The organism is Aliamphritea hakodatensis (genome assembly GCF_024347195.1).
In the GTDB taxonomy this organism is placed as follows: domain Bacteria; phylum Pseudomonadota; class Gammaproteobacteria; order Pseudomonadales; family Balneatricaceae; genus Amphritea; species Amphritea hakodatensis.
This window is the reverse complement of sequence record NZ_AP025281.1, coordinates 1,482,067-1,500,793: the sequence shown is the minus strand read 5'-3', so window position 1 is coordinate 1,500,793 and position 18,727 is coordinate 1,482,067. Positions and strand designations below refer to the sequence as shown.

Sequence of the window (18,727 nt, the reverse complement as noted above, 5' to 3'; positions counted from 1 at the left end):
GGTTTCAGGACCTCTGGCGGGACAGTTAAACTAAAGCCGTGTTTCAAAAACTTTTATATGGCATCCGGAAGTTTCATAGATAAAATCTATTGAAATTTTCTACGGCCTTCAGCCCACCTGGCGAGTAAGTTTTTTTCATTTTTTTTCGTTTCAGATGTTTACAAAGCGCCTTTGCACACATAAGATTCACGCCCTCTCCCGGTGGGGTTCCCGAGTGGCCAAAGGGATCAGACTGTAAATCTGACGCGCAAGCTTCGGTGGTTCGAATCCACCTCCCACCACCATCTTCTTTTCCTGAAGATGTTTCATGATTACACCGATTTCTCCTGTTTATTTCTTCCTGACTGTGCCAGAGTTGATCCATGCCGGTGCTGTAACTTTTTTTACCGGTAGAATCACCTGAAGCATACCCGTATAAGGAAAGTGAATATGCCTTGTAATCATGAGATTGCCGAAGAGATTAACATGCTGATCCGTTTCAGCCAGACCAGTACCCTGCAGGGTATAAAAGTACACGCCAATGCCGATACCGATATTATTGCTGCCACCACACGGCTGTTCGATAAAGGCTTAATTTCCCAACAGGACGGCGGTTATCTCACACCGCTTGGCCATGAAGCCGCCGATCAGGCCCACAGTCTGTTAAACATCCTCACACCGCCAAAACCGGCTGCCTGATAACCGCACCGCGCTGCAAAGCATTTGCAGCGCCCCATTTTCCAACTGAACGCACTTAAGGACCACAATGAGCGGCGAGCCATTCCTGATTGAAGATATGAATGTCTGGGAAACGCGTATGTTTAGCGTTAACTACCCGGAGCACAGTAAAAACCGGCAGGCGCTGTTAACGGCCATTGAAAATATCCGCCAGCAGCAGGAAGATGCTATCGCCAGCTACGTCGCCCCTACAGCCAAACACCGGCTGTATGAAAGCAGTCTTGACCTGCTCGATCAGCCAGAACCGGCCCTTAACGACCTGAAGATCTTTCTGGAAGATATGCTGACCACCGTCGCTCATGCTGTGAACGAAGAATTCTGGCCGGAAGACGCTCAGGCTCAGGCAAGCATTATCGAGTCCTGGTTCCACGTGACCGAAAACGGTGGCTACCACGACACCCACTCACACCCGAACTGTTCCTGGTGTGGCATTTACTACCTTCAGGCCGGCGAAAGCGGCATTGAAGCACGTAATGGCGTGAACCGCTTTTATGATCCGCGCCACGGTGCTGACCAGTATCTGGATGCGGGTACGGCCTATCTGAATGCTGCGGGCACCTGGGACTTTGCTCCCCAGGAAGGACAGATTGTTATCTTCCCCTCCTACCTGAAGCATGCCGCCATGCCGTATTTTGGCGCTCAGGCACGTATCGTACTGGCCTTCAACAGCCAGGTGAACTTCCTGGAAGAATGACAGATCACTTCCCTCCTCGCCCTTAAACCTTTTCCGGGGAGGGAAAATTAAGCTTAATCCATTGATTGAACTTTATTTTTCACTTAGCCTCACAACATCTAAATCAGGGACTTACAGGTATTGTAATTATGTTGCACTATGCTGCCGCACTCGGAAAACACGCTGGCTTCTGGCTGACAATCATTCTCGTTGGCTGTGTACTTGAAGGCGTTGCACTGTTTTATCAGTATGTTTTAGATTACGGCCCCTGCGTACTCTGCATTCATATCCGGATCTGGATTCTGGCAATTATCGCTCTGGCGGTTCTCGCGTTATGCCTGAGACGCTACCGGATCCCCAACCTGTTATTACAAACACTCAACCTCGGGGCCGCCGCAGCACTGCTTGAACGCTCCTGGATGGTATTTGCGGTTGAACGCAACCTGATTGAAAGCAGTTGTGAAATGTCTACCGGACTGCCGGAATGGTTCGCAGTCGATCAGTGGTTCCCGGCAGTATTTGAACCTTGGGAGCTGTGTGGCTATACCCCGGATCTGTTACTGAGCATTACGATGGCTGAAGGCCTTATGGTTATTTCACTGGCTGCCGTTGCAGCATTTTCCGCCGTGCTGATCGGCAGCTTCAAACACCCATACGCGGAATAACCGCCGGTGCAGTGAAGGCTTTCACCTTCGTTTTATTCCCTGTACAATCGCGATCAATTTTTAAACAGGTCCGGCGACGCCGGGCTGATTGCAAACCTTTATCTTCAAGAGGTGTACTGTGCGTCTAGCAGAGATCGAAGGCATCATGATGAACGTAGGCATCGCAGTGTTTGCGGCCTTTATCTTTTTCATCATTTACGATTTGGCAAAAAAATCCAATGCCGGCAAATTCGGAACAGTTATTCTGTTCTTTGCTCTGGGTTTAGGCCTGGCAGCCTTTCTGGTTAAAACCGTTGCCGTCTATATGATTGAGGGTGGCGGAGCCGCCTGATCAGAACCGCTGACTGAGTGCTCTGATAAACATTCAGTCAGCGGCCTGGACACAGCTTTTGTAACACGTCTTTAGCAATTACTTCTTCAAGTCGTCCGGCCCCACATGACGCAGACTGAAATCCGACGTATTAATATCGTACGCCTTGCCAAACCCTACCACATAGCGGCCACTGACCGGTTGCAGCGCGAACAGCCTGAAATCACTTAACCCCCTGAGCACACCGACCGTGGCGCCGAATGCCTCTTCCAGATCAGCCAGTGCCGGCTCAAACGCCAGAGCATCCCGGGGTACCTGTTGCGCCCTGCAAACAAAACTTGTCCGCCGCCGGGCAAACGGATTACGGTTACCCACCTCATCCTCAATAAACATGACAGATGTTCGTTCGCACGCCATCAGATTACGGGTATGCGCTGCCAGCTCACTGATAAACACGTAAAACACACCGTCACGCCAGATAAACGGTGCATAGCTGACATCCGGGCAGGCATCAGTTGCAGCCCCGCCGTTCAGACTGTCCGCCACCAGCGACCCCAACATCAGAGACTGTCGCTGCTCAATAAATGTCCGGCATTCCTGTGCCAGTAAAGTAAGATCCGTTTCACGCATTTTCATGTTCCCTGTGGTCCTGTATTCATGTCCCTAATATACCGCAAACCCTCTGCCTAGCGTATACTGATGCCACTTTTAAGCAGCCTGCCACCCCCTTTCTGTACATTGCAGGCGCGCAACATTAAGGAATTGTCAGGATGCAGCAGAAAACCATTAAAGCCGGTCAGATCGAAATCAGTAACGAAAGCCCGATGGTTCTGTTTGGCGGCATGAATGTTCTGGAATCCCGGGATCTGGCCATGCGCATTGCCGAACATTACGTCGAAGTGACTCAGAAACTGGACATTCCTTACGTCTTTAAAGCGTCTTTTGATAAAGCGAACCGCTCTTCTCTGACATCCTTCCGCGGCCCTGGACTGGAAGAAGGCCTGAAAATCCTGCAGGAAATTAAGCAGACTTTTAACGTACCGCTAATCACTGATGTTCACGAACCGCATCAGGCGGCACCCACGGCCGAAGTGTGCGACATCATTCAGTTACCGGCGTTCCTCTCCCGCCAGACCGATCTGGTTGAGGCCATGGCTAAAACCGACGCTGTAATTAATATCAAGAAAGCACAGTTCCTGGCACCACAGGAAATGAAACACATCCTCAATAAAGCCGAACAGGCCGGTAACGACAAGCTGATCCTGTGCGAACGGGGCAGCAGCTTTGGTTATAACAACCTGGTGGTAGATATGCTCGGTTTCTCGGTCATGAAAGAATTTGGCTATCCAATCATGTTTGATGCCACCCATGCCCTGCAGATGCCAGGTGGCCGCAGTGACAGTGCAGATGGTCGCCGGGCGCTGGTTGCACAGCTTTCCCGTGCCGGTCTGGCGCAGGGCATTGCCGGTCTGTTCCTGGAAGCGCACCCGAACCCGGCCGAAGCAAAGTGCGACGGCCCCTGCGCGCTGCCACTGGATAAACTTGAACCTTACCTGCAACAGATGCAGGCGGTGGATCAACTGGTTAAGAGCTTCCCGCCACTGATTACTGAATAATCTCATCCAGCCTGCTACCTCCGCCAACCAGCTTTCACGCCGGCAGGTAACAGGCTGTTATACAAACCTTTTCCCGCTTTTTTGCCCTATCCCCCCGGGCTGCTTCACTATACTTTACGCATGATCTATTATGGGCTGATAACTCATCAGGGATTAGGCCGGTAATGTATGGTGGATTCTCAGCAAGCCCTTTATAACGGACTGAAAGCCGAACAGATTATCGGCCCGGATCACCATCCGTATAAACTGCTGACCGCACTTAAACCCACTGTACTTGGCCAGCTCTGGCAGGCCGAAGACCTTTCCACCAGTACCGGCGCGCTGGTCAGCCTGCATATTATCAACCCTGCCTTCAGCCGGCACAGCGGCTTCATCGAACACATCAAAAAGCAGGTTAGCCTCAGCAAACGCCTTAAACATCAGTATCTGGCAGATCATTACGGTATCTTTAAACACCGTGGCGGGCTGGTTTTAATTGCCACAGAACGGCTGGATGGCCTGACTCTTGCCCAACTGCTGAACAGCGGTGCCCATAAAAAGCTCAGCCGCGCACAGAAAGAAGGTTTGCTGATTCAACTGGCACTGGCACTGGACAGCATTCATGCAAAACTGGCCAGCCCCCACCGCAGCCTTAGCCCGGACATGGTCTTCGTCAACCGTCAGGGAGGCGTCCGGTTAACCGGCTATAACCTCGCTGACAGCCTTGAGTGCATCAGTGAACAGCTCAAAGAACCCGCCGGTTATCTGGCCTACCGGGCACCGGAATGCTTCCATCCGGAACCGCTTACCCCAAAAGCCGATATCTACGCCTATGCCGCCATCATCTATCAGCTACTGAGCGGTAAAGCACCGTTCCGGGCGCAGGATGATGAAGCCAGCCGGGTACGCATTGAACTGAAACCTCTGAAAATGCTGACCGCCACCCAGTGGCAATCATTGCAAAGCGCGTTTTCCACCGACCCGGATGAACGCCCGGCGACGGCCTCCCAGCTTATTCAGAGTATTCTGCAGGAAGAAAATGAAGCACCGCTGCCCGACATCAAAGGCCCGGATACCGCTAACAACACTCTGTCTGATGAGGCACAGTCCGAACGTACAGCAGGCAAGTCCGGCTTGGGCGCCAGACTTTCCGGACTGACAGCCTGGCGCCCCAGCCGCCCACAGATATTCGGCTTAGGGATTTTCACTGCCGGTATGCTGGTTGGTGCAATCGCGACCGCCGCCATTCTGATGTTGCAGCAAATGCGTACAAACAACGCACTGGCAACCAGCCTGGCGGAAATCGAAAGCCTGCGGAGTCAGTTAGAACAACAGGCAACCGAACAGCAATCCGCCAGCAACGATTACCAGACGCAAATCGACGCTCTCAAAAACAGCCTGACAGCCCGTACCGATGAAGTAGCCACGCTGGAAGCCCGGTTGCTCAAAGCCAAATACCCCGACGCGGATGCCAAAACACTGTTTACTGATCAGCTTACCGGCGGTTTTAAAGGCCCGCAGATGGTAATCATCCCCCGGGGACGCTTCATGATGGGCGACCAGCAGCTGATCGGCGATGATAACGAACTGCCCAGCCACGAAGTCAATATTGGCTATAAATTTGCGCTGGCCCGCAATGAAATCACCTTCAGCGACTATGACCACTACGCCCTGGCCACCGGCCAGCCGCTGCCGGACGACAACGGCTGGGGGCGGGGCAACCGGCCAGTGGTCAATGTTACCTGGCAACAGGCCAAAGCCTACACCCGCTGGCTGGCAGACATCACCGGACAGCCCTACCGCCTGCCGACTGAAGCTGAATGGGAATACGTTGCCCGGGCAGGCTCAGACAGCAACTACTGGTGGGGTGAAAAACTGGAACCGGAACGGGCAGTCTGTGGCGAGTGCGGCAGTCCCTGGGACGGCAAACAAACTGCTCCGGTGGGAAGTTTCCCCGCAAATTCATGGGGAATTCATGACATGAGCGGTAATGTCGACGAATGGGTGGAAGACTGCTATCAGGATTCCTATATCGGTGCGCCGGTAAACGGCGATGCCCGCCAGGATGGCAGCTGTGAGTTTCGCGTCATGCGGGGCGGTTCCTGGTTTGATATCGGCCGGGTTATCCGTTCTTCCAGCCGTTACCGCCACCCGGCCAATGCCAGCAAAAATACCTGGGGCTTCCGGGTCGCTCTGAATTTACCGGAAGATACACCGGACGTATCAACGCTTAACGAGGAATAATATCATGCACAGGTTTGTTACCGGTGTCGTCACTTTACTCACCCCGGCGCTGACGCTCGCCGCCGGAATCAGTATTGATGCCAGCCAGCAAAAATCACTCACAGTGACACTGTACAACGACAATCTTGGGCTGGTCAGAGACACCCGGCAGTTACCGGCTATTCCTGCCGGCGAGAGTATATCCGTGCAGGATGTCAGCCATCAGATGATGAGTGAAACCCTGCGTTTTGAAAATGCCGGCGAAGTACTGGAACAAAATCTCAACACCAACCTCATCAGCACACAGGCACTGTTACAGCACTATATAGGCAAAAACCTGCAGCTGGCCCGGACAAATCCGGCAACCGGGCAGGAAACCCGTGTTTCTGCCCGCCTGCTCAGCAACGACGGACAACTGGCGACTGTTGAGCGTGACGGCAGTATCGAAAGTATCCCGGTAAACAGCAATGGCTGGCGGTTTATCTTTCCGGCCCTGCCCGCAGGTATGCAGTCCAAACCCAGTCTGGAAATCACCACCGGCGGCAGTAAAGCCAACCGCGAAGCCATACTGACCTATCTGACCCGTGGCCTCAGTTGGCAGATGGATTATGCCATGACCCTGAATCAGCAGGGCAACCGGCTCAGCCTCGACGGACTTGCAACACTCAACAATCAGACAGGGGTCGACTTCAACGACAGCAACATTCTGTTAATGGCCGGACAGGTTAACCAGCCACCGGAAAACCTGCGTTACAAACAGGAACGGGGCATGATGGCCATGGCGATGGCCGACGGTATGGAAAGCGGCCAGCCGCAACAGTTACAGGATTACCAGCTCTATAAGCTGCCCCGCACCACCAGCCTCAAAACCGGCCAGACCAAGCAGGTTAACCTGATCAGCTCTGACCGGGTAAACACCGAAAAAACCTACCGGTACCGGTTCCCCGTGTATCCGGGGCTCGACCACAATGAATACCGGGAAAAACCGGCCATTGAACTGAGCTTCCAAAATACTGCCGACAGCAATCTGGGCTTTCCCCTGCCGGCCGGTAATGCCCGGGTATTCAGCCCGGATAATGACAACCGGCTGCAATTCATTGGCAGCGCCCGGGTGGAACATACCGCCGCCGGGGAAACCGTCCGCCTGCCAATCGGCAAAGCCTTTGACCTGAGTATTAAGCGCCAGCAGACTGACTTCGAAAAGGTGTATAACGGGCACAAAATGCGCCAGACACTGGAAGTCCGTAACAGCCGGAGCACCGCCACTAAAGTGACACTGAATGCGGATTTCTCACAGGACTGGAAAATTGAAGACAGTAGCCACACCTATACCAAATCAGCGGCAGGTCAGGCTCAGTGGATTGTCGATGTTCCCGGCAACGGCGTAACCAAGGTCAGTTTCAGCGTACAGCTGCTGCAACCTTAACCGCCAAAACGCACCTGTTGCGCCTTCCAAAACGCCAGCTGGCCTGAATCCGCCAGCTGGTGTAAACCGCCTGATTCATATACCTCGATCAGACGTTTAATGGCCAGAACATGCCCCTTTTCACCGGCCTGACGGTAAAACTGCAGTGCCTTATCGGCATCTTCACCGATAACCGGGTAACCCTGTTCGAATAAGCGGGCAACCTGATACGCAGCTTTAGCATCCCCCTGTTCCGCCGCACGGCGAAGATAAATCGCCCCCTGAATCCGGTTGCTCTCATCTTCCCCCCGGTAATGCAACAGGTGCCCGTAAACTGACAACGCTTTGGTACTGCCATTATCCGCCGCCTTACGGAACAGCTTCATAACCAGCTGATGCTTTGCTCTGGACGATTTCAGCAGCGAGCTGCGAAATGCTGCAAAAGCCAACCAACCCAACAGGGGCGCTATAAGTTTCATAAACAACCGCATTGCTATCCTCACCGGAAAATCAGAATAAAACCGATAAAACCAATTTTATTTCAGGCGGACTAAGTAATACATCGATATTTGTCTTGCGTTCGTTATTGCGCTGCGCTTAAATCGAAAAGTTATAGAAGTTATTTCTCTTATTACTTATTTTAGTGAGATCAGGATATCCCCATGAACAGCTTCAGTGATAATTCCCTATCGATCGGTAACACTCCGTTAGTACGCCTTGGCAAAATCGCACCGCAGGCTAATATCTACGCCAAAATTGAAAGCCGTAACCCTGCCGGTTCAGTAAAATGCCGGATCGGTGCCAACATGGTTTGGGCCGCTGAGCAGGACGGACGTCTTAAGCCGGGCATGACCCTGATCGAGCCTACCAGTGGTAACACGGGTATTGCGCTGGCTTTCGTGGCCGCATCCCGTGGCTACAAACTGGTGCTGACCATGCCATCTTCCATGAGCATAGAACGCCGCAAGCTGATGAAAGCACTGGGGGCTGAAATCGTTCTGACCGAACCGGCGAAAGGCATGAAAGGCGCGATTGCCAAAGCGGAAGAACTGGTTGCCGAAAACGCTGACAGCTACCTGATGCTGCAACAGTTTGAAAACCCTGCGAACCCTGAAATCCACGAAAAAACCACTGGCCCTGAAATCTGGCGCGACACAGAGGGGCAAATTGATGTTCTGGTCGCAGGCGTGGGTACCGGCGGCACTATCAGCGGCACGTCCCGCTATATTAAACAGACTGAAGGTAAAGCAATTCATTCAGTCGCAGTTGAGCCGACTGACTCTCCGATTATCAGCCAAACCCTGAACAACGAAGAGTTGCAGCCTGCTCCACACAAAATCCAGGGCATCGGCGCCGGTTTCGTACCGAAGAATCTGGACCTGTCTCTGGTGGACGAAGTCGCACAGGTAAGCAATGAAGAAGCCATTGAAATGGCCCGCCAACTGATGGTTAAAGAAGGTATTCTGGCAGGTATCTCCTGTGGTGCAGCACTGGCTGCAGCCGTTAAGCAGGCAGAGAAGCCGGACAACCAAGGTAAAAACATTGTCGTGATCCTGCCGGACTCCGGCGAGCGTTACCTGTCTACCGCGCTGTTTGAAGGCATGTTCAGCGATAACGAAAACGTACAGTAACACCCCCTCCTCTGACAGACCTGCTCAGCAGGTCTGTTTTTACTTCCCGGCAGTCTCCACAAAATGGAGAATCATGCCTGCATTTTCAAACAAATCCGGTTGCGATTTCTCAGGGTTAAAACCATACTGGCAATTAATCATACCAACATTTGATTAAGACTAAGGAATCAGGTCGCACACATACTGCATTATCTGGTTTCAGTACGCTTAACCAGGTGACCTGACGAACACTGATTCTGCTTGAGTGCCTTTGTGGCAGCAAAATCAGCACCCTGACAGGTTACGATGATGATAGATACCCAAGCTTGCCTTTCCCGCCATCCACACCCTAACCTTGATCTGGATAAATGGCAGACCACCGTCGATCTGATGGCCGAGTTGTTTGGCTCAGCCTGTGGCACCATCGTCCAGTTCCGCCAGCAGGAATTTAATGCAGTCGTTGCCAGCCTGAATGAAGACAACTTTCTGCAACGTAACTCCAGCTGGCCATGGGATATGAAAAGCTTCTGTCGACGAATCGTTGAAACCGGCGAAGGGCTTTATGTTGAAAATGCACCGTGCAACAGCGAATGGAAAGATGCACCTCCCGTGGCAGAAGGCCCTGTGCGCTCATACTTCGGCATGCCCATCACCTGGCCTGACGGCTCACTGTTCGGCACCATCTGTGTCATCGACAAAAAGCTTTCCGACTATTCCGACACCCAGCTGAAAATACTCGAACAGTTCCGTAATCTGATCAATGCCGACCTGCATATGCTGATCAGCTACGAAGAAATCAAGGCACTGGCCATTACTGACGAGTTAACCCAGGTGCATAACCGCAGAGGCCTGAACCTGCTGGGGGAACAGCGCTTCAAAGACGCCCGACGCTTTGGCCAGCATATCGGCATGGTGTATATCGACATCGATAATATGAAACAGCTCAATGACACCGAAGGGCATCAGGCAGGGGACGCCTGTATCACGGGTCTGGCAAAAACACTGCAAGAAAACTGCCGGGACAGCGACATTATTGCCCGGGTAGGCGGTGACGAATTTCTGGTCATGATGCTGACAGATAACGAGCAACAGATTCAGACATTTTGCCAGCGGATCGAACATCAGTTCAGCGAGCAGTTAAAACAAAACCCCGCCTTCCGTATGAACAGCCTCAGCCACGGCTATTGCTTTGCCACAGAGGTTGATGAAACCTCAATGGAAATAATGATCGATAAAGCAGATAAACACATGTACGAAAATAAACAGGCCAATAAGCTGCACCGCTCAGCCTGACCGGCCACCATTTTCAGGACAAAAAAATACCTGCGCAATGCAGGTATTTTTTAACTCTGAACCGATTTGTTTCAGGCGTCGTTCCAGCTTTCCAGCATTGCCAGCCCCGGTGCGAAGAATGACTGCCCCGTCACCGCCACAGTATAGTCCAGCAGTTTGTCGTAAGCACCGCCCTGTTCTTCACCGTGAAACATACTTTCCAGCATCCGGGTAAAAGGCACCGCCGAAGCACCGAAAGACGCAAACAGCAAACCCCGTTTGGTCAGATCACCATAAGGCATACTGTGCCGCAGGATTTCAACAGATTTACCCTGAGCATCTTTCAGGGATGTCCGCTTGGTATGGGCAAAGCTGGCTTTATCTGCGCCGGCATATTCCACATTTTCTGTTTTGGTACGGCCGATAATATCTTCCTGCTGCTTAACCGCCAGCTGGTTCCAGCGCTGCAGATCATGCTCGTAACGTTGCAGGTGAATATAACTGCCACCGGCAAACGGCCCGTCAGCAATCACCGCAACCGCAGCCCGGTCATCCCCCTGAGGGTTCTCCGTGCCGTCAACAAAACCGGTCATGTCCCGGCTGTCCAGATAGCGGAAGCCGTGAATCTGCTCCACCAGCACCAGGTGCCCGGCAAGCAAGGCGTGCAACCGGGATGCCATTTCATGGTTGATATCATGACGGTTACTGCGAATATGCAGCAGCACATCCGCCGGTGTCGCCGGCGCAGACAGCTGATCCCGCTGTTGCTGAGGAAAAGGCAACAGTTCAGCAGGACGCTGAGCCCCATCAAACCGCTCCCAGACCTGCTCGCCGACAGCAAGGGTAACATGCAATTCAGCGCTGGCTCCGGACTGGGATGAAGCATCTTCCATCGCCCGGGTCAGCACCGGCACCTGCGCCAGCAAATGCTTCAGACGGGAGACATCCGCTTGCGGGGATAAATCATACGTAATAAACAACGCATCACTGTTTGCTTCAGCAATGACACCGGACTGACAGAGGGCCTGTGCAGCACGTATTTCAGTCATACCTCACTCCTTTTCTGCTTTACCGGCCTGATTTGGCGTGCCGGCAGCTATCTTTCTGACATTCTGAATATTCAGGCCGGCGGATGGTATTTTAACCATTCACTCCATGACCCCGGATACACCCGGGAGCCACTCAGCCCGGCAATTTCCATCGCCAGCTGGTTATGGCAGGCGGTAACACCGGAACCACAGTAATGTATCACCTGCTCAGCAGGAATATCTTTTAGCAAAGCCTGCCACTCAGCCTTCAGCACATCTGCCGGCTTAAACCGGCCATCGCTGCTCAGGTTAGCCTGTAACGGCCGGTTCAGTGCACCGGGAATATGCCCGGCAACAGGATCAATCGGTTCCTGTTCTCCGTTATAACGCTCCGCGGTTCTGGCATCCACCAGGCAGCTGTCCGCCGCAAACCGGGCAACCTCTTCCCGCCCGGCAATCATTGAATGATCATAGCTGTTCAGCCTCACGGCGCTTGGCTGAGGCATAATAAACTCTGTCACCACCGGGGCTGATGCCGCCAGCCAGGCCGGATAACCACCGTCCAGCACTGCCACATCCCGCACCCCGATTGCTTTCAGCAGCCACCAGGCACGGGCAGCCATCGCGCCCCCGCAGTCATCATACACGACCACCTGTACATCCGGCCGGATACTGGTGGCTTCACATACCTCGGCAAACTTATCCAGCGCCGGTAACGGGTGCCGGCCGGTCTCATCGGTAACCTCAGCGGCAAGATCTTTATTCAGATCCACATACAGGGCACCGGGAATATGGCTTGCCTGATAGGCTTTGCGGCCCTGATTAACATCCATCAGATTAAAACGGCAGTCCCAGATCACCAGGGCACTGCCACGCTCAACCTTTGTTTTCAGATCATCGACGCTGATCAGTGTCTGATTCATAGGTTACTCCGTCATTTCCGGGTTACAGATACTGAGCGAACTCTTCCTGCAGAACATCCAGCTCGTTCTGGGCCTTTTGCTTCGCTTTTTTCTTCAGGCCTTCAACTTCAGCGGCTTTAGCGGCCAGCACGTCACGGGCTGCAGCGGCTTTATCATCAGCCTGCGCGACCTGCTCCAGCACTGATTTAAGCTGCATCAGAATACCGCGACGGCGGCCTTCTTCAGCCCGGGCAATCTGCTCGGCGGATTTTTCTTTCTTCTGCTCTTCCTGCTGTTGCGGTGCCGCTTCAGTGTAGGTCAGCGGACGGATACCGGCAGCAATACGCGCCTGCGCCAGGAACGGGGTTGCAAACTCACGGGCTTTGGCTGCCCCTTTATGCAATTGCTGCTCAACGAAAGCCATGTCCTGCATCAGACGGTTATATTCTTCACGGGGTTTGGTCAGGTAGGCATCCAGATATTCGAAAAGCTGCTTCTTAGCATCCCCCCAGCCGATACCGTTTTCGAACTGACGGCGCATATCAGCCTGTTCTGCCTCGGTGGCAAAGTTGGCAAACAGCTGAAAGATTGTGCTGTCGTCCGCATCCTTAGGCTGACCCGGCTCCAGCGTATCAGTCTTAATCTGCTTGATCAGTTTGTAAAGATCATCTGAGCTGGCAAACAAAGGAATCGTATTGTCATAGCTCTTGGACATCTTACGGCCGTCCAGACCCGGGATCAGCTGAGTCTGTTCATCAACCTGAGCCTGCGGCAGATTAAACAGTTCGCCATAGGTATGATTGAAACGTCCGGCAATATCACGGGCCATTTCAATGTGCTGAATCTGATCCTTGCCCACCGGAATAATATCCGCATTAAACATCAGGATGTCCGCGGCCATCAGAATCGGGTAGCTGAACAACCCCATAGTGACATCATCATCTTCCTGCTTACCCGCTTCACGGTTTGCATCGACAGACGCTTTATAGGCATGGGAGCGGTTCATCAGCCCCTTTGACGTCATGCAGGTCAGAATCCAGGTCAGCTCGGTAATTTCCGGAATATCCGTCTGGCGGTAAAAGGTTGCTTTATCGGTGTCCAGCCCCAGCGCCAGCCACGTCGCGGCAATCTCCCGGGTAGAACGCGCGACACGTTCCGGATCATGACACTTGATCAGGGCATGAAAATCCGCCAGGAAAAAATAACTGTTAAAGTCACTGTTCAGGCTTGCTTCAATCGCAGGCTTGATCGCCCCTAAATAGTTACCAATGTGCGGGGTACCGGTGGTTGTTATACCAGTAAGAACAGTCTGTTTAGTCATCTGAATTCTGCTTAGGTCTGAAAAATTACAAATCTCAAAAAAGGCCGGCACCTGATCAATAGCGGTACCTGGAATAAGGCCATCCATGATACTCGCTGGCGGCTTAATTAGAAACGCACAGACACGCTTTTTCTCCACCACCTTGCGACTATACGCCCTACTCTGAACCCGACTATAGGCGTAACGATTTCAGCACTTTAACACTGGGTTCAGTACCGGCCCCGGGGTATAATCCCGGACTTTGTGATAACACTGAAAGGAACCGACATGACCGAACTGCTCCCGTCATGGATTGTACTGGCCTCTGCACTGGGCTCACTGGCTTTTCTGATCGCCACCGGGCCAGATAAAAAACCCGCTACCCTGGTTAACCGCCTGCTGATGGCGGCGTTATGTTTTATCGGTGGCTTTCTGTTATCCGCCATGTATTCACGGGTTGTCGGCGAAGCAACTGCCCCCATGATTGTTGCCATTCTCGTTATGATCGGCACCGCCGGCTCCACCGCCATCTTCCGCACCATTGAAAAAAAGCATAAAACCGGCGACCGCGAAAACTGATCACTTTTGACAAGTCCGGCTAACCCGCTAGGCTTTTTAGGGCACCCGTAATTAAATCCCCTGACGGAGGCCCTTTATGGATCGCTCATTACACAGTATCAATACGCTGTTCGCTCAGCTGGGACTGCCCAGTGAAGATCATGAAATTGATCAGTTTATCCGCACCCATACCCTTTTCAGCCAGCGAGTCCGCCTCGACGAAGCCAGCTTCTGGACACCGAGCCAGGCAAGCTTCATAAAAGAATCACTGGATTTCGATTCCGACTGGTCGGAAGCTGTGGATGAACTGAATACCCGGCTCCATGCCTGATTAATATTCCCTATCCTGACGATACACTTTCTAAACTTTCAGTTTGCCGGCCAGTGGTTTACCATCATGACAAATTCACTGGCCGGGTATATTCACAACCATGCTACTTGTTATTTCTCCAGCAAAAAATCTGGACTACGACCCCCCTGCAACCACCAACACTTACAGCCAGCCAGACCATCTGGACCACGCTGCTAAGCTGATTGAGCAGCTGAAAGAGTTTGCGGTGCAGGATATTGCCGAACTGATGAAGCTCAGCGATAAACTGTCAGCACTGAATGTTGCCCGCTACCAGAGCTGGCATCCGGACTTCACCACCGACAACGCCAAACAGGCGGTACTGGCCTTCAACGGCGATGTATATACCGGCCTGAATGCCCCTGCTTTCAGCGAAGAAGATCTCGACTTTGCTCAGCAGCATTTACGTATCCTGTCCGGCTTATACGGTTTACTCCGGCCACTGGACCTGATGCAGCCTTACCGGCTGGAAATGGGTACCAAGCTGGCCAATCCGCAGGGGAAAGATCTGTATGCGTTCTGGGGCAATGTGATCACCGCTGCTCTGAACGAACAGTTGCAGGCACTGAACAGTGAAGAACTGGTTAACCTTGCTTCCACCGAGTATTTTAAATCGGTCAAGCCTAAAGGCCTCAACGGCCGGGTCATTACCCCGGTATTTAAAGACTGGAAAAACGGCCAGTATAAGATCATCAGCTTCTTTGCTAAAAAAGCCCGCGGTCTGATGTGCCGCTACGCCATTGAAAACCGTATACAGAATGCTGAAGACCTGAAAGGATTCGATCTGGCTGGCTATCAGTATGATGAAAGCCTTTCCAAAGGTGACACCTGGGTATTCACCCGGAAAGAAGCCCTGTAAATACAGGTTACAGATACAAAAAAGGCGCGGTTCCTGAGGGAACAGCGCCTTTTTTATCGCCTGATCAATCAGGAAGGCTGTTCGATGCCCACGATCATCCAGTCGGCATTTTCCTGAGACATGTCACGCATCAGGTGCCACAACTCACTGAATTCAGTGGTCTGATCACTGTCTTCTTTCATCCAGCCATAGAAGTTGATGGTGGCAATTACATGATCACCGTTATCGATGAAGTTAGCCATCTCAGCCATCACCGATACCACTTCCGTATGCTGGGCTTCAGCCAGTTTTGCACGCTCAGTCTGCAGATGATGCAGCACATCCGGGGACACATATGTCTGAATATCGTCCCAGTCATTACTGTCCCATGCCTTTTGCAGGTGCGCAAAATGCTGCTTGCCGCCTTCCAGGAAGCTGTTTTCGTTAAACCAGTTCGGTAAAACGAAACCACGGCCACCAAAGCCACCGCTGTTAAAACGTGAAGGCTTGGCCACCGGCTCAGACGCCTGGAAATTCTGTGGTTCAGACGTTTTAAAGTTCTGCGGTTGCTGAGCGCTCTGCTGGCTCAGGCCGCCCATACCGGCACCTGCGCCGGCATAATTTGGCCGGGAGCCCTTCTTAAGTATCGAGAATATCTTGAACGCCACAAAGGCCAGTAAGCCCACCAGCAAAATATCCATGAACTGGATACCGTCGAAACCGTCACCAAAGAACATTGCACCTAACAGACCACCGGCCAGCAGACCCGCCATCAGACCACCAAAGCCACTGCGTTTTTTGCCCTGGGCAGTCTTGCCCGCTGTATTTGTTGCCGTTTTCTGGCTGGTAGGCGCTGCTGCAGGCTTAGCCGATTTAGGGGTAGAAAAAGATTTACCAAAGCTCTTACCGCCACCGAACCGCTTGGCCTCTGCGTCCGGTGCAACCAGACCAAAGCTTAGAATACAGGCAAAAAGAGTTACTAACAGGGTACGCATATCATCTCCTGAATCATGCTGATTTTTCAGCAACAGTTACTCGCTTACATAACGGCCGCCAGATTATTTCAGTCAAGATAGTAGCGGTATAACCGGCAAATATAAAGTTCAGAAACGCTTAAGTATGCGTGAAAGAAGGTTAAAACTCGGGTCTTCTCCGGTCAGAATATAGAAAAGAATATTGTAATTCTTAAGAATCCACTCCATCCGTCCCTTCGCCGACGACAACCCGCAAAATAACACCTCATCCCCCGGCTCCAGCTCGGTCAGCTCACCGGGCAGCATTGAAAGTACCCCATCCCTGCGATGCAACAGTGGAAAACAGGGCAGTGAACGGTTACGGTCCCGGGAATTTTTCATCAGCGCCTGCAACTTCACCGCCATCCCCTGATCAAACATAGCCATCACTGCCGGCGCAGAAACATCGGACACCTTCACAGACCAGCTGTCCAGCTCCCTGTCACCGGCAATGTTACTCATACGGTTCAGCAACGTATGGGCCCAAACTTCATCGTGATGCTGCATTTTTTCGATAAAGACCGGCAACAGCGGGGTTTTCAGTTTAGCCAGAATACGATTCGCGATGATTCTGCCCGGCTCCATCACAAAGTCTGCCCGGGAATTCTCAAACACCAGCCGGTTAGAACTCAGATTCTGGCGAACAACGGTTACCAGCTTCGGATTGATTTCCATTGCCGTCATAATGATCGACATGTTATCCGCATCATTATGAGTGCCGGCCACAACGGCTACCGCATCTTCTACACCGGCTTTTAGCAGGGTCTCCGCTTCGGTCCCCAGCCCCAGCACGGTATTTTCGTATCCTTCCAGCACCGCCGGATTATCATCCAGCAACACGGTCTCCACATTCCCCTGCCGGAAGTCATCATACAGCGCCCGGCCAAAACGGCCGAAACCACAGATAATCCAGCGCCCGGATGCCTTCTTATACACACTGGATAAAGGCCGGTGGTACGGGTTGACCAGCCAGTCGTAAACCAGATGCATATAGGGGGACTTAGCTACCAGCGAAAGATATTCCGCGTAGGCCCTGAAAGGATCAATAATATGGTTAGTGCCAAATGACGCCAGATTGCGCGCATGGACATCCGACTCAGTACGGCTGACCACAACCCCCTCAGGCTGTAGCAGCTTACTGGCAATAGCTATCGACAGATTAACATTATCATCATCCGTCAGGGCCAGCACACCGATACAGGTAGCATGCTGTAAACCGGCATCGTCCAGTACGTCCGGCAAAGACGCATTGGCACACAGGCCCGGCACCCGGATAGGTAAATCATCCATCTGCAAAGCATCAATCCGTTCCTGATCAACATCCACCACCACAGAACGGATGCCCCGCTGGCAAAGCCCCGCAATGATTGCGGTGCCGGTGACGCCGTATCCGCACACCAGATAAAAAGGCTCATTAAAATTCCGCACTTCCTTCGCGAATGAACGGCGTCGCAGGATACGGGAAAAGCCCGGCTCCTGAATCAGCGCCAGCATGGAACCAATACTGTATAGCCAGGCAATAACGGTTGCATAGATGGTTACCAGCGTCCAGGCACGCTGCGGCGCTGTAAAGGGGTAGGGAATCTCACCGAAACCGATGGTCGAGCCCATAAAACTGACAAAATAAATGGCATGGAAGAAGTCCATGCGCCAGGGCTGGCCGGCATCATCCTGACCGGGTATCAGTACAAAGCCGGTCACCGCAATCGCATACACCACGATCACAGTGATCAGCGGTTTACGCAGACGCCTGAGCAGCACATAAAGAACATCATGCATAGTGGCAAGCCTTTAACGGCGTACCATAATGGTCTCGACCATAAGCAGCACGACGGACACCACGTTCGCCAGCAACGCGCCGCCAGACAGTGACACAATGCTGCTGACCAGCTCCGGGGTCATACCGTCCACACTCATCTGCACGCCGTATCCCCACATCATTGCCGCGACGACCAGCTGTAAATCAGCCACCAGACTGGTTGCCAGCATCAGTGCGCCGATATGAGTGCGGTCGCCGAACTTAAGCACGGTACAGATCATGCTGACAATCGTAGCGGCAAACAGCTCATACACATTATGATGGGCTATTTCATCGAATCCACCGAGAAAGAAGCCGAAATTAAGGGTTAGCGCCAGAACGATAAAAAACGCAAATATCACTTTTTCCCGGTTCATATGTCACTCATTCCAATTAAGTGCGATAAAAAAGAACAGATCCGAACAACCGCTCAGCCCGCCTGATGTCTGAATTGTAACTAAGCCCCTGCCC

Annotated in this window: 20 protein-coding genes and 1 tRNA gene; 13 read left to right on the top strand and 8 right to left on the bottom strand. The window is 52.5% G+C overall.

Features of this window, described 5'->3' with window-relative positions:
• Positions 1–200: 200 nt before the first annotated feature.
• The 5 genes from PCI15_RS06840 to PCI15_RS06820 all read left to right on the top strand — a co-directional run bounded on the left by PCI15_RS06840 (position 201) and on the right by PCI15_RS06820 (position 2,386).
• Positions 201–284, top strand: a tRNA-Tyr gene (locus tag PCI15_RS06840).
• Positions 285–429: 145 nt separating this feature from the next.
• Positions 430–678: a TIGR02647 family protein gene (locus tag PCI15_RS06835; protein ID WP_271273588.1), complete on the top strand. Its 249-nt coding sequence runs from the start codon at positions 430–432 to the stop codon at positions 676–678.
• 67 nt (positions 679–745) lie between these two features.
• The gene (locus PCI15_RS06830; RefSeq protein ID WP_271273587.1) at positions 746–1,411 is read left to right on the top strand and encodes a TIGR02466 family protein; all 666 of its coding nucleotides are present in this window, start codon (positions 746–748) and stop codon (positions 1,409–1,411) included.
• A 128-nt stretch (positions 1,412–1,539) separates the two neighbouring features.
• Positions 1,540–2,055 carry a disulfide bond formation protein B gene (locus PCI15_RS06825; protein WP_271273586.1) on the top strand — a complete coding sequence of 172 codons (516 nt, stop codon included), beginning with the start codon at positions 1,540–1,542 and terminating at the stop codon, positions 2,053–2,055.
• Positions 2,056–2,173: 118 nt separating this feature from the next.
• Positions 2,174–2,386 carry a DUF2788 domain-containing protein gene (locus tag PCI15_RS06820; protein ID WP_271273585.1) on the top strand — a complete coding sequence of 71 codons (213 nt, stop codon included), beginning with the start codon at positions 2,174–2,176 and terminating at the stop codon, positions 2,384–2,386.
• Positions 2,387–2,464: 78 nt separating this feature from the next.
• On the opposite strand, the gene PCI15_RS06815 is transcribed toward PCI15_RS06820, so the two are convergent.
• The gene (locus PCI15_RS06815) at positions 2,465–3,001 is read right to left on the bottom strand and encodes a HugZ family pyridoxamine 5'-phosphate oxidase (protein WP_271273584.1); all 537 of its coding nucleotides are present in this window, start codon (positions 2,999–3,001) and stop codon (positions 2,465–2,467) included.
• Between the two features lie 134 nt (positions 3,002–3,135).
• On the opposite strand from PCI15_RS06815, the gene kdsA reads away from it, so the two are divergent.
• The 3 genes from kdsA to PCI15_RS06800 all read left to right on the top strand — a co-directional run bounded on the left by kdsA (position 3,136) and on the right by PCI15_RS06800 (position 7,609).
• A complete protein-coding gene (gene kdsA / locus PCI15_RS06810; RefSeq protein WP_271273583.1) occupies positions 3,136–3,981 on the top strand; it encodes a 3-deoxy-8-phosphooctulonate synthase in 846 nt (281 codons plus the stop codon).
• Between the two features lie 168 nt (positions 3,982–4,149).
• A complete protein-coding gene (locus PCI15_RS06805) occupies positions 4,150–6,204 on the top strand; it encodes an SUMF1/EgtB/PvdO family nonheme iron enzyme (RefSeq protein WP_271273582.1) in 2,055 nt (684 codons plus the stop codon).
• A gap of 4 nt (positions 6,205–6,208) precedes the next feature.
• Complete coding sequence (locus tag PCI15_RS06800; RefSeq protein WP_271273581.1) at positions 6,209–7,609, top strand: DUF4139 domain-containing protein; 1,401 nt, start codon at positions 6,209–6,211, stop codon at positions 7,607–7,609.
• Here the strand turns inward: PCI15_RS06800 and PCI15_RS06795 are convergent.
• A complete protein-coding gene (locus tag PCI15_RS06795; protein WP_271273580.1) occupies positions 7,606–8,067 on the bottom strand; it encodes a tetratricopeptide repeat protein in 462 nt (153 codons plus the stop codon). The two genes, PCI15_RS06800 and PCI15_RS06795, sit on opposite strands and share 4 nt — an antisense overlap.
• Positions 8,068–8,250: 183 nt before the next feature.
• On the opposite strand from PCI15_RS06795, the gene cysK reads away from it, so the two are divergent.
• Both cysK and PCI15_RS06785 read left to right on the top strand, forming a co-directional pair.
• Positions 8,251–9,219 (top strand): cysteine synthase A, encoded by a 969-nt coding sequence (gene cysK / locus PCI15_RS06790; RefSeq protein WP_271273579.1) that lies wholly within the window; start codon positions 8,251–8,253, stop codon positions 9,217–9,219.
• Positions 9,220–9,504: 285 nt separating this feature from the next.
• A complete protein-coding gene (locus tag PCI15_RS06785; protein WP_271273578.1) occupies positions 9,505–10,491 on the top strand; it encodes a sensor domain-containing diguanylate cyclase in 987 nt (328 codons plus the stop codon).
• 71 nt (positions 10,492–10,562) lie between these two features.
• Here PCI15_RS06785 and PCI15_RS06780 read toward each other — a convergent pair whose 3' ends face one another.
• The 3 genes from PCI15_RS06780 to PCI15_RS06770 form a co-directional block, all read right to left on the bottom strand.
• Positions 10,563–11,519 carry a Dyp-type peroxidase gene (locus PCI15_RS06780; protein WP_271273577.1) on the bottom strand — a complete coding sequence of 319 codons (957 nt, stop codon included), beginning with the start codon at positions 11,517–11,519 and terminating at the stop codon, positions 10,563–10,565.
• A gap of 71 nt (positions 11,520–11,590) precedes the next feature.
• Positions 11,591–12,421, bottom strand: coding sequence for a sulfurtransferase (locus PCI15_RS06775; protein ID WP_271273576.1), 831 nt, complete (start codon positions 12,419–12,421; stop codon positions 11,591–11,593).
• Between the two features lie 22 nt (positions 12,422–12,443).
• Positions 12,444–13,721, bottom strand: a complete 1,278-nt coding sequence (locus PCI15_RS06770; protein WP_271273575.1) for a tryptophan--tRNA ligase — start codon at positions 13,719–13,721, stop codon at positions 12,444–12,446.
• Positions 13,722–13,988: 267 nt separating this feature from the next.
• On the opposite strand from PCI15_RS06770, the gene PCI15_RS06765 reads away from it, so the two are divergent.
• The 3 genes from PCI15_RS06765 (at position 13,989) to yaaA (ending at position 15,466) form a co-directional block, all read left to right on the top strand.
• A complete protein-coding gene (locus PCI15_RS06765; RefSeq protein WP_271273574.1) occupies positions 13,989–14,279 on the top strand; it encodes a hypothetical protein in 291 nt (96 codons plus the stop codon).
• 76 nt (positions 14,280–14,355) lie between these two features.
• On the top strand, positions 14,356–14,589 hold the full coding sequence (locus tag PCI15_RS06760; protein WP_271273573.1) for a DUF2789 domain-containing protein: 234 nt from the start codon (positions 14,356–14,358) through the stop codon (positions 14,587–14,589).
• Between the two features lie 100 nt (positions 14,590–14,689).
• Positions 14,690–15,466, top strand: coding sequence for a peroxide stress protein YaaA (gene yaaA, locus PCI15_RS06755; protein WP_271273572.1), 777 nt, complete (start codon positions 14,690–14,692; stop codon positions 15,464–15,466).
• A gap of 68 nt (positions 15,467–15,534) precedes the next feature.
• On the opposite strand, the gene PCI15_RS06750 is transcribed toward yaaA, so the two are convergent.
• The 3 genes from PCI15_RS06750 to PCI15_RS06740 form a co-directional block, all read right to left on the bottom strand.
• Positions 15,535–16,440, bottom strand: coding sequence for a Tim44 domain-containing protein (locus tag PCI15_RS06750; RefSeq protein WP_271273571.1), 906 nt, complete (start codon positions 16,438–16,440; stop codon positions 15,535–15,537).
• Positions 16,441–16,548: 108 nt separating this feature from the next.
• A complete protein-coding gene (locus tag PCI15_RS06745; protein ID WP_271273570.1) occupies positions 16,549–18,237 on the bottom strand; it encodes a potassium channel family protein in 1,689 nt (562 codons plus the stop codon).
• Positions 18,238–18,249: 12 nt separating this feature from the next.
• Entirely contained in the window at positions 18,250–18,633 is a 384-nt protein-coding gene (locus tag PCI15_RS06740; RefSeq protein ID WP_271273569.1) for a DUF6394 family protein, read from the bottom strand.
• Between the last annotated feature and the right edge of the window lie 94 nt (positions 18,634–18,727).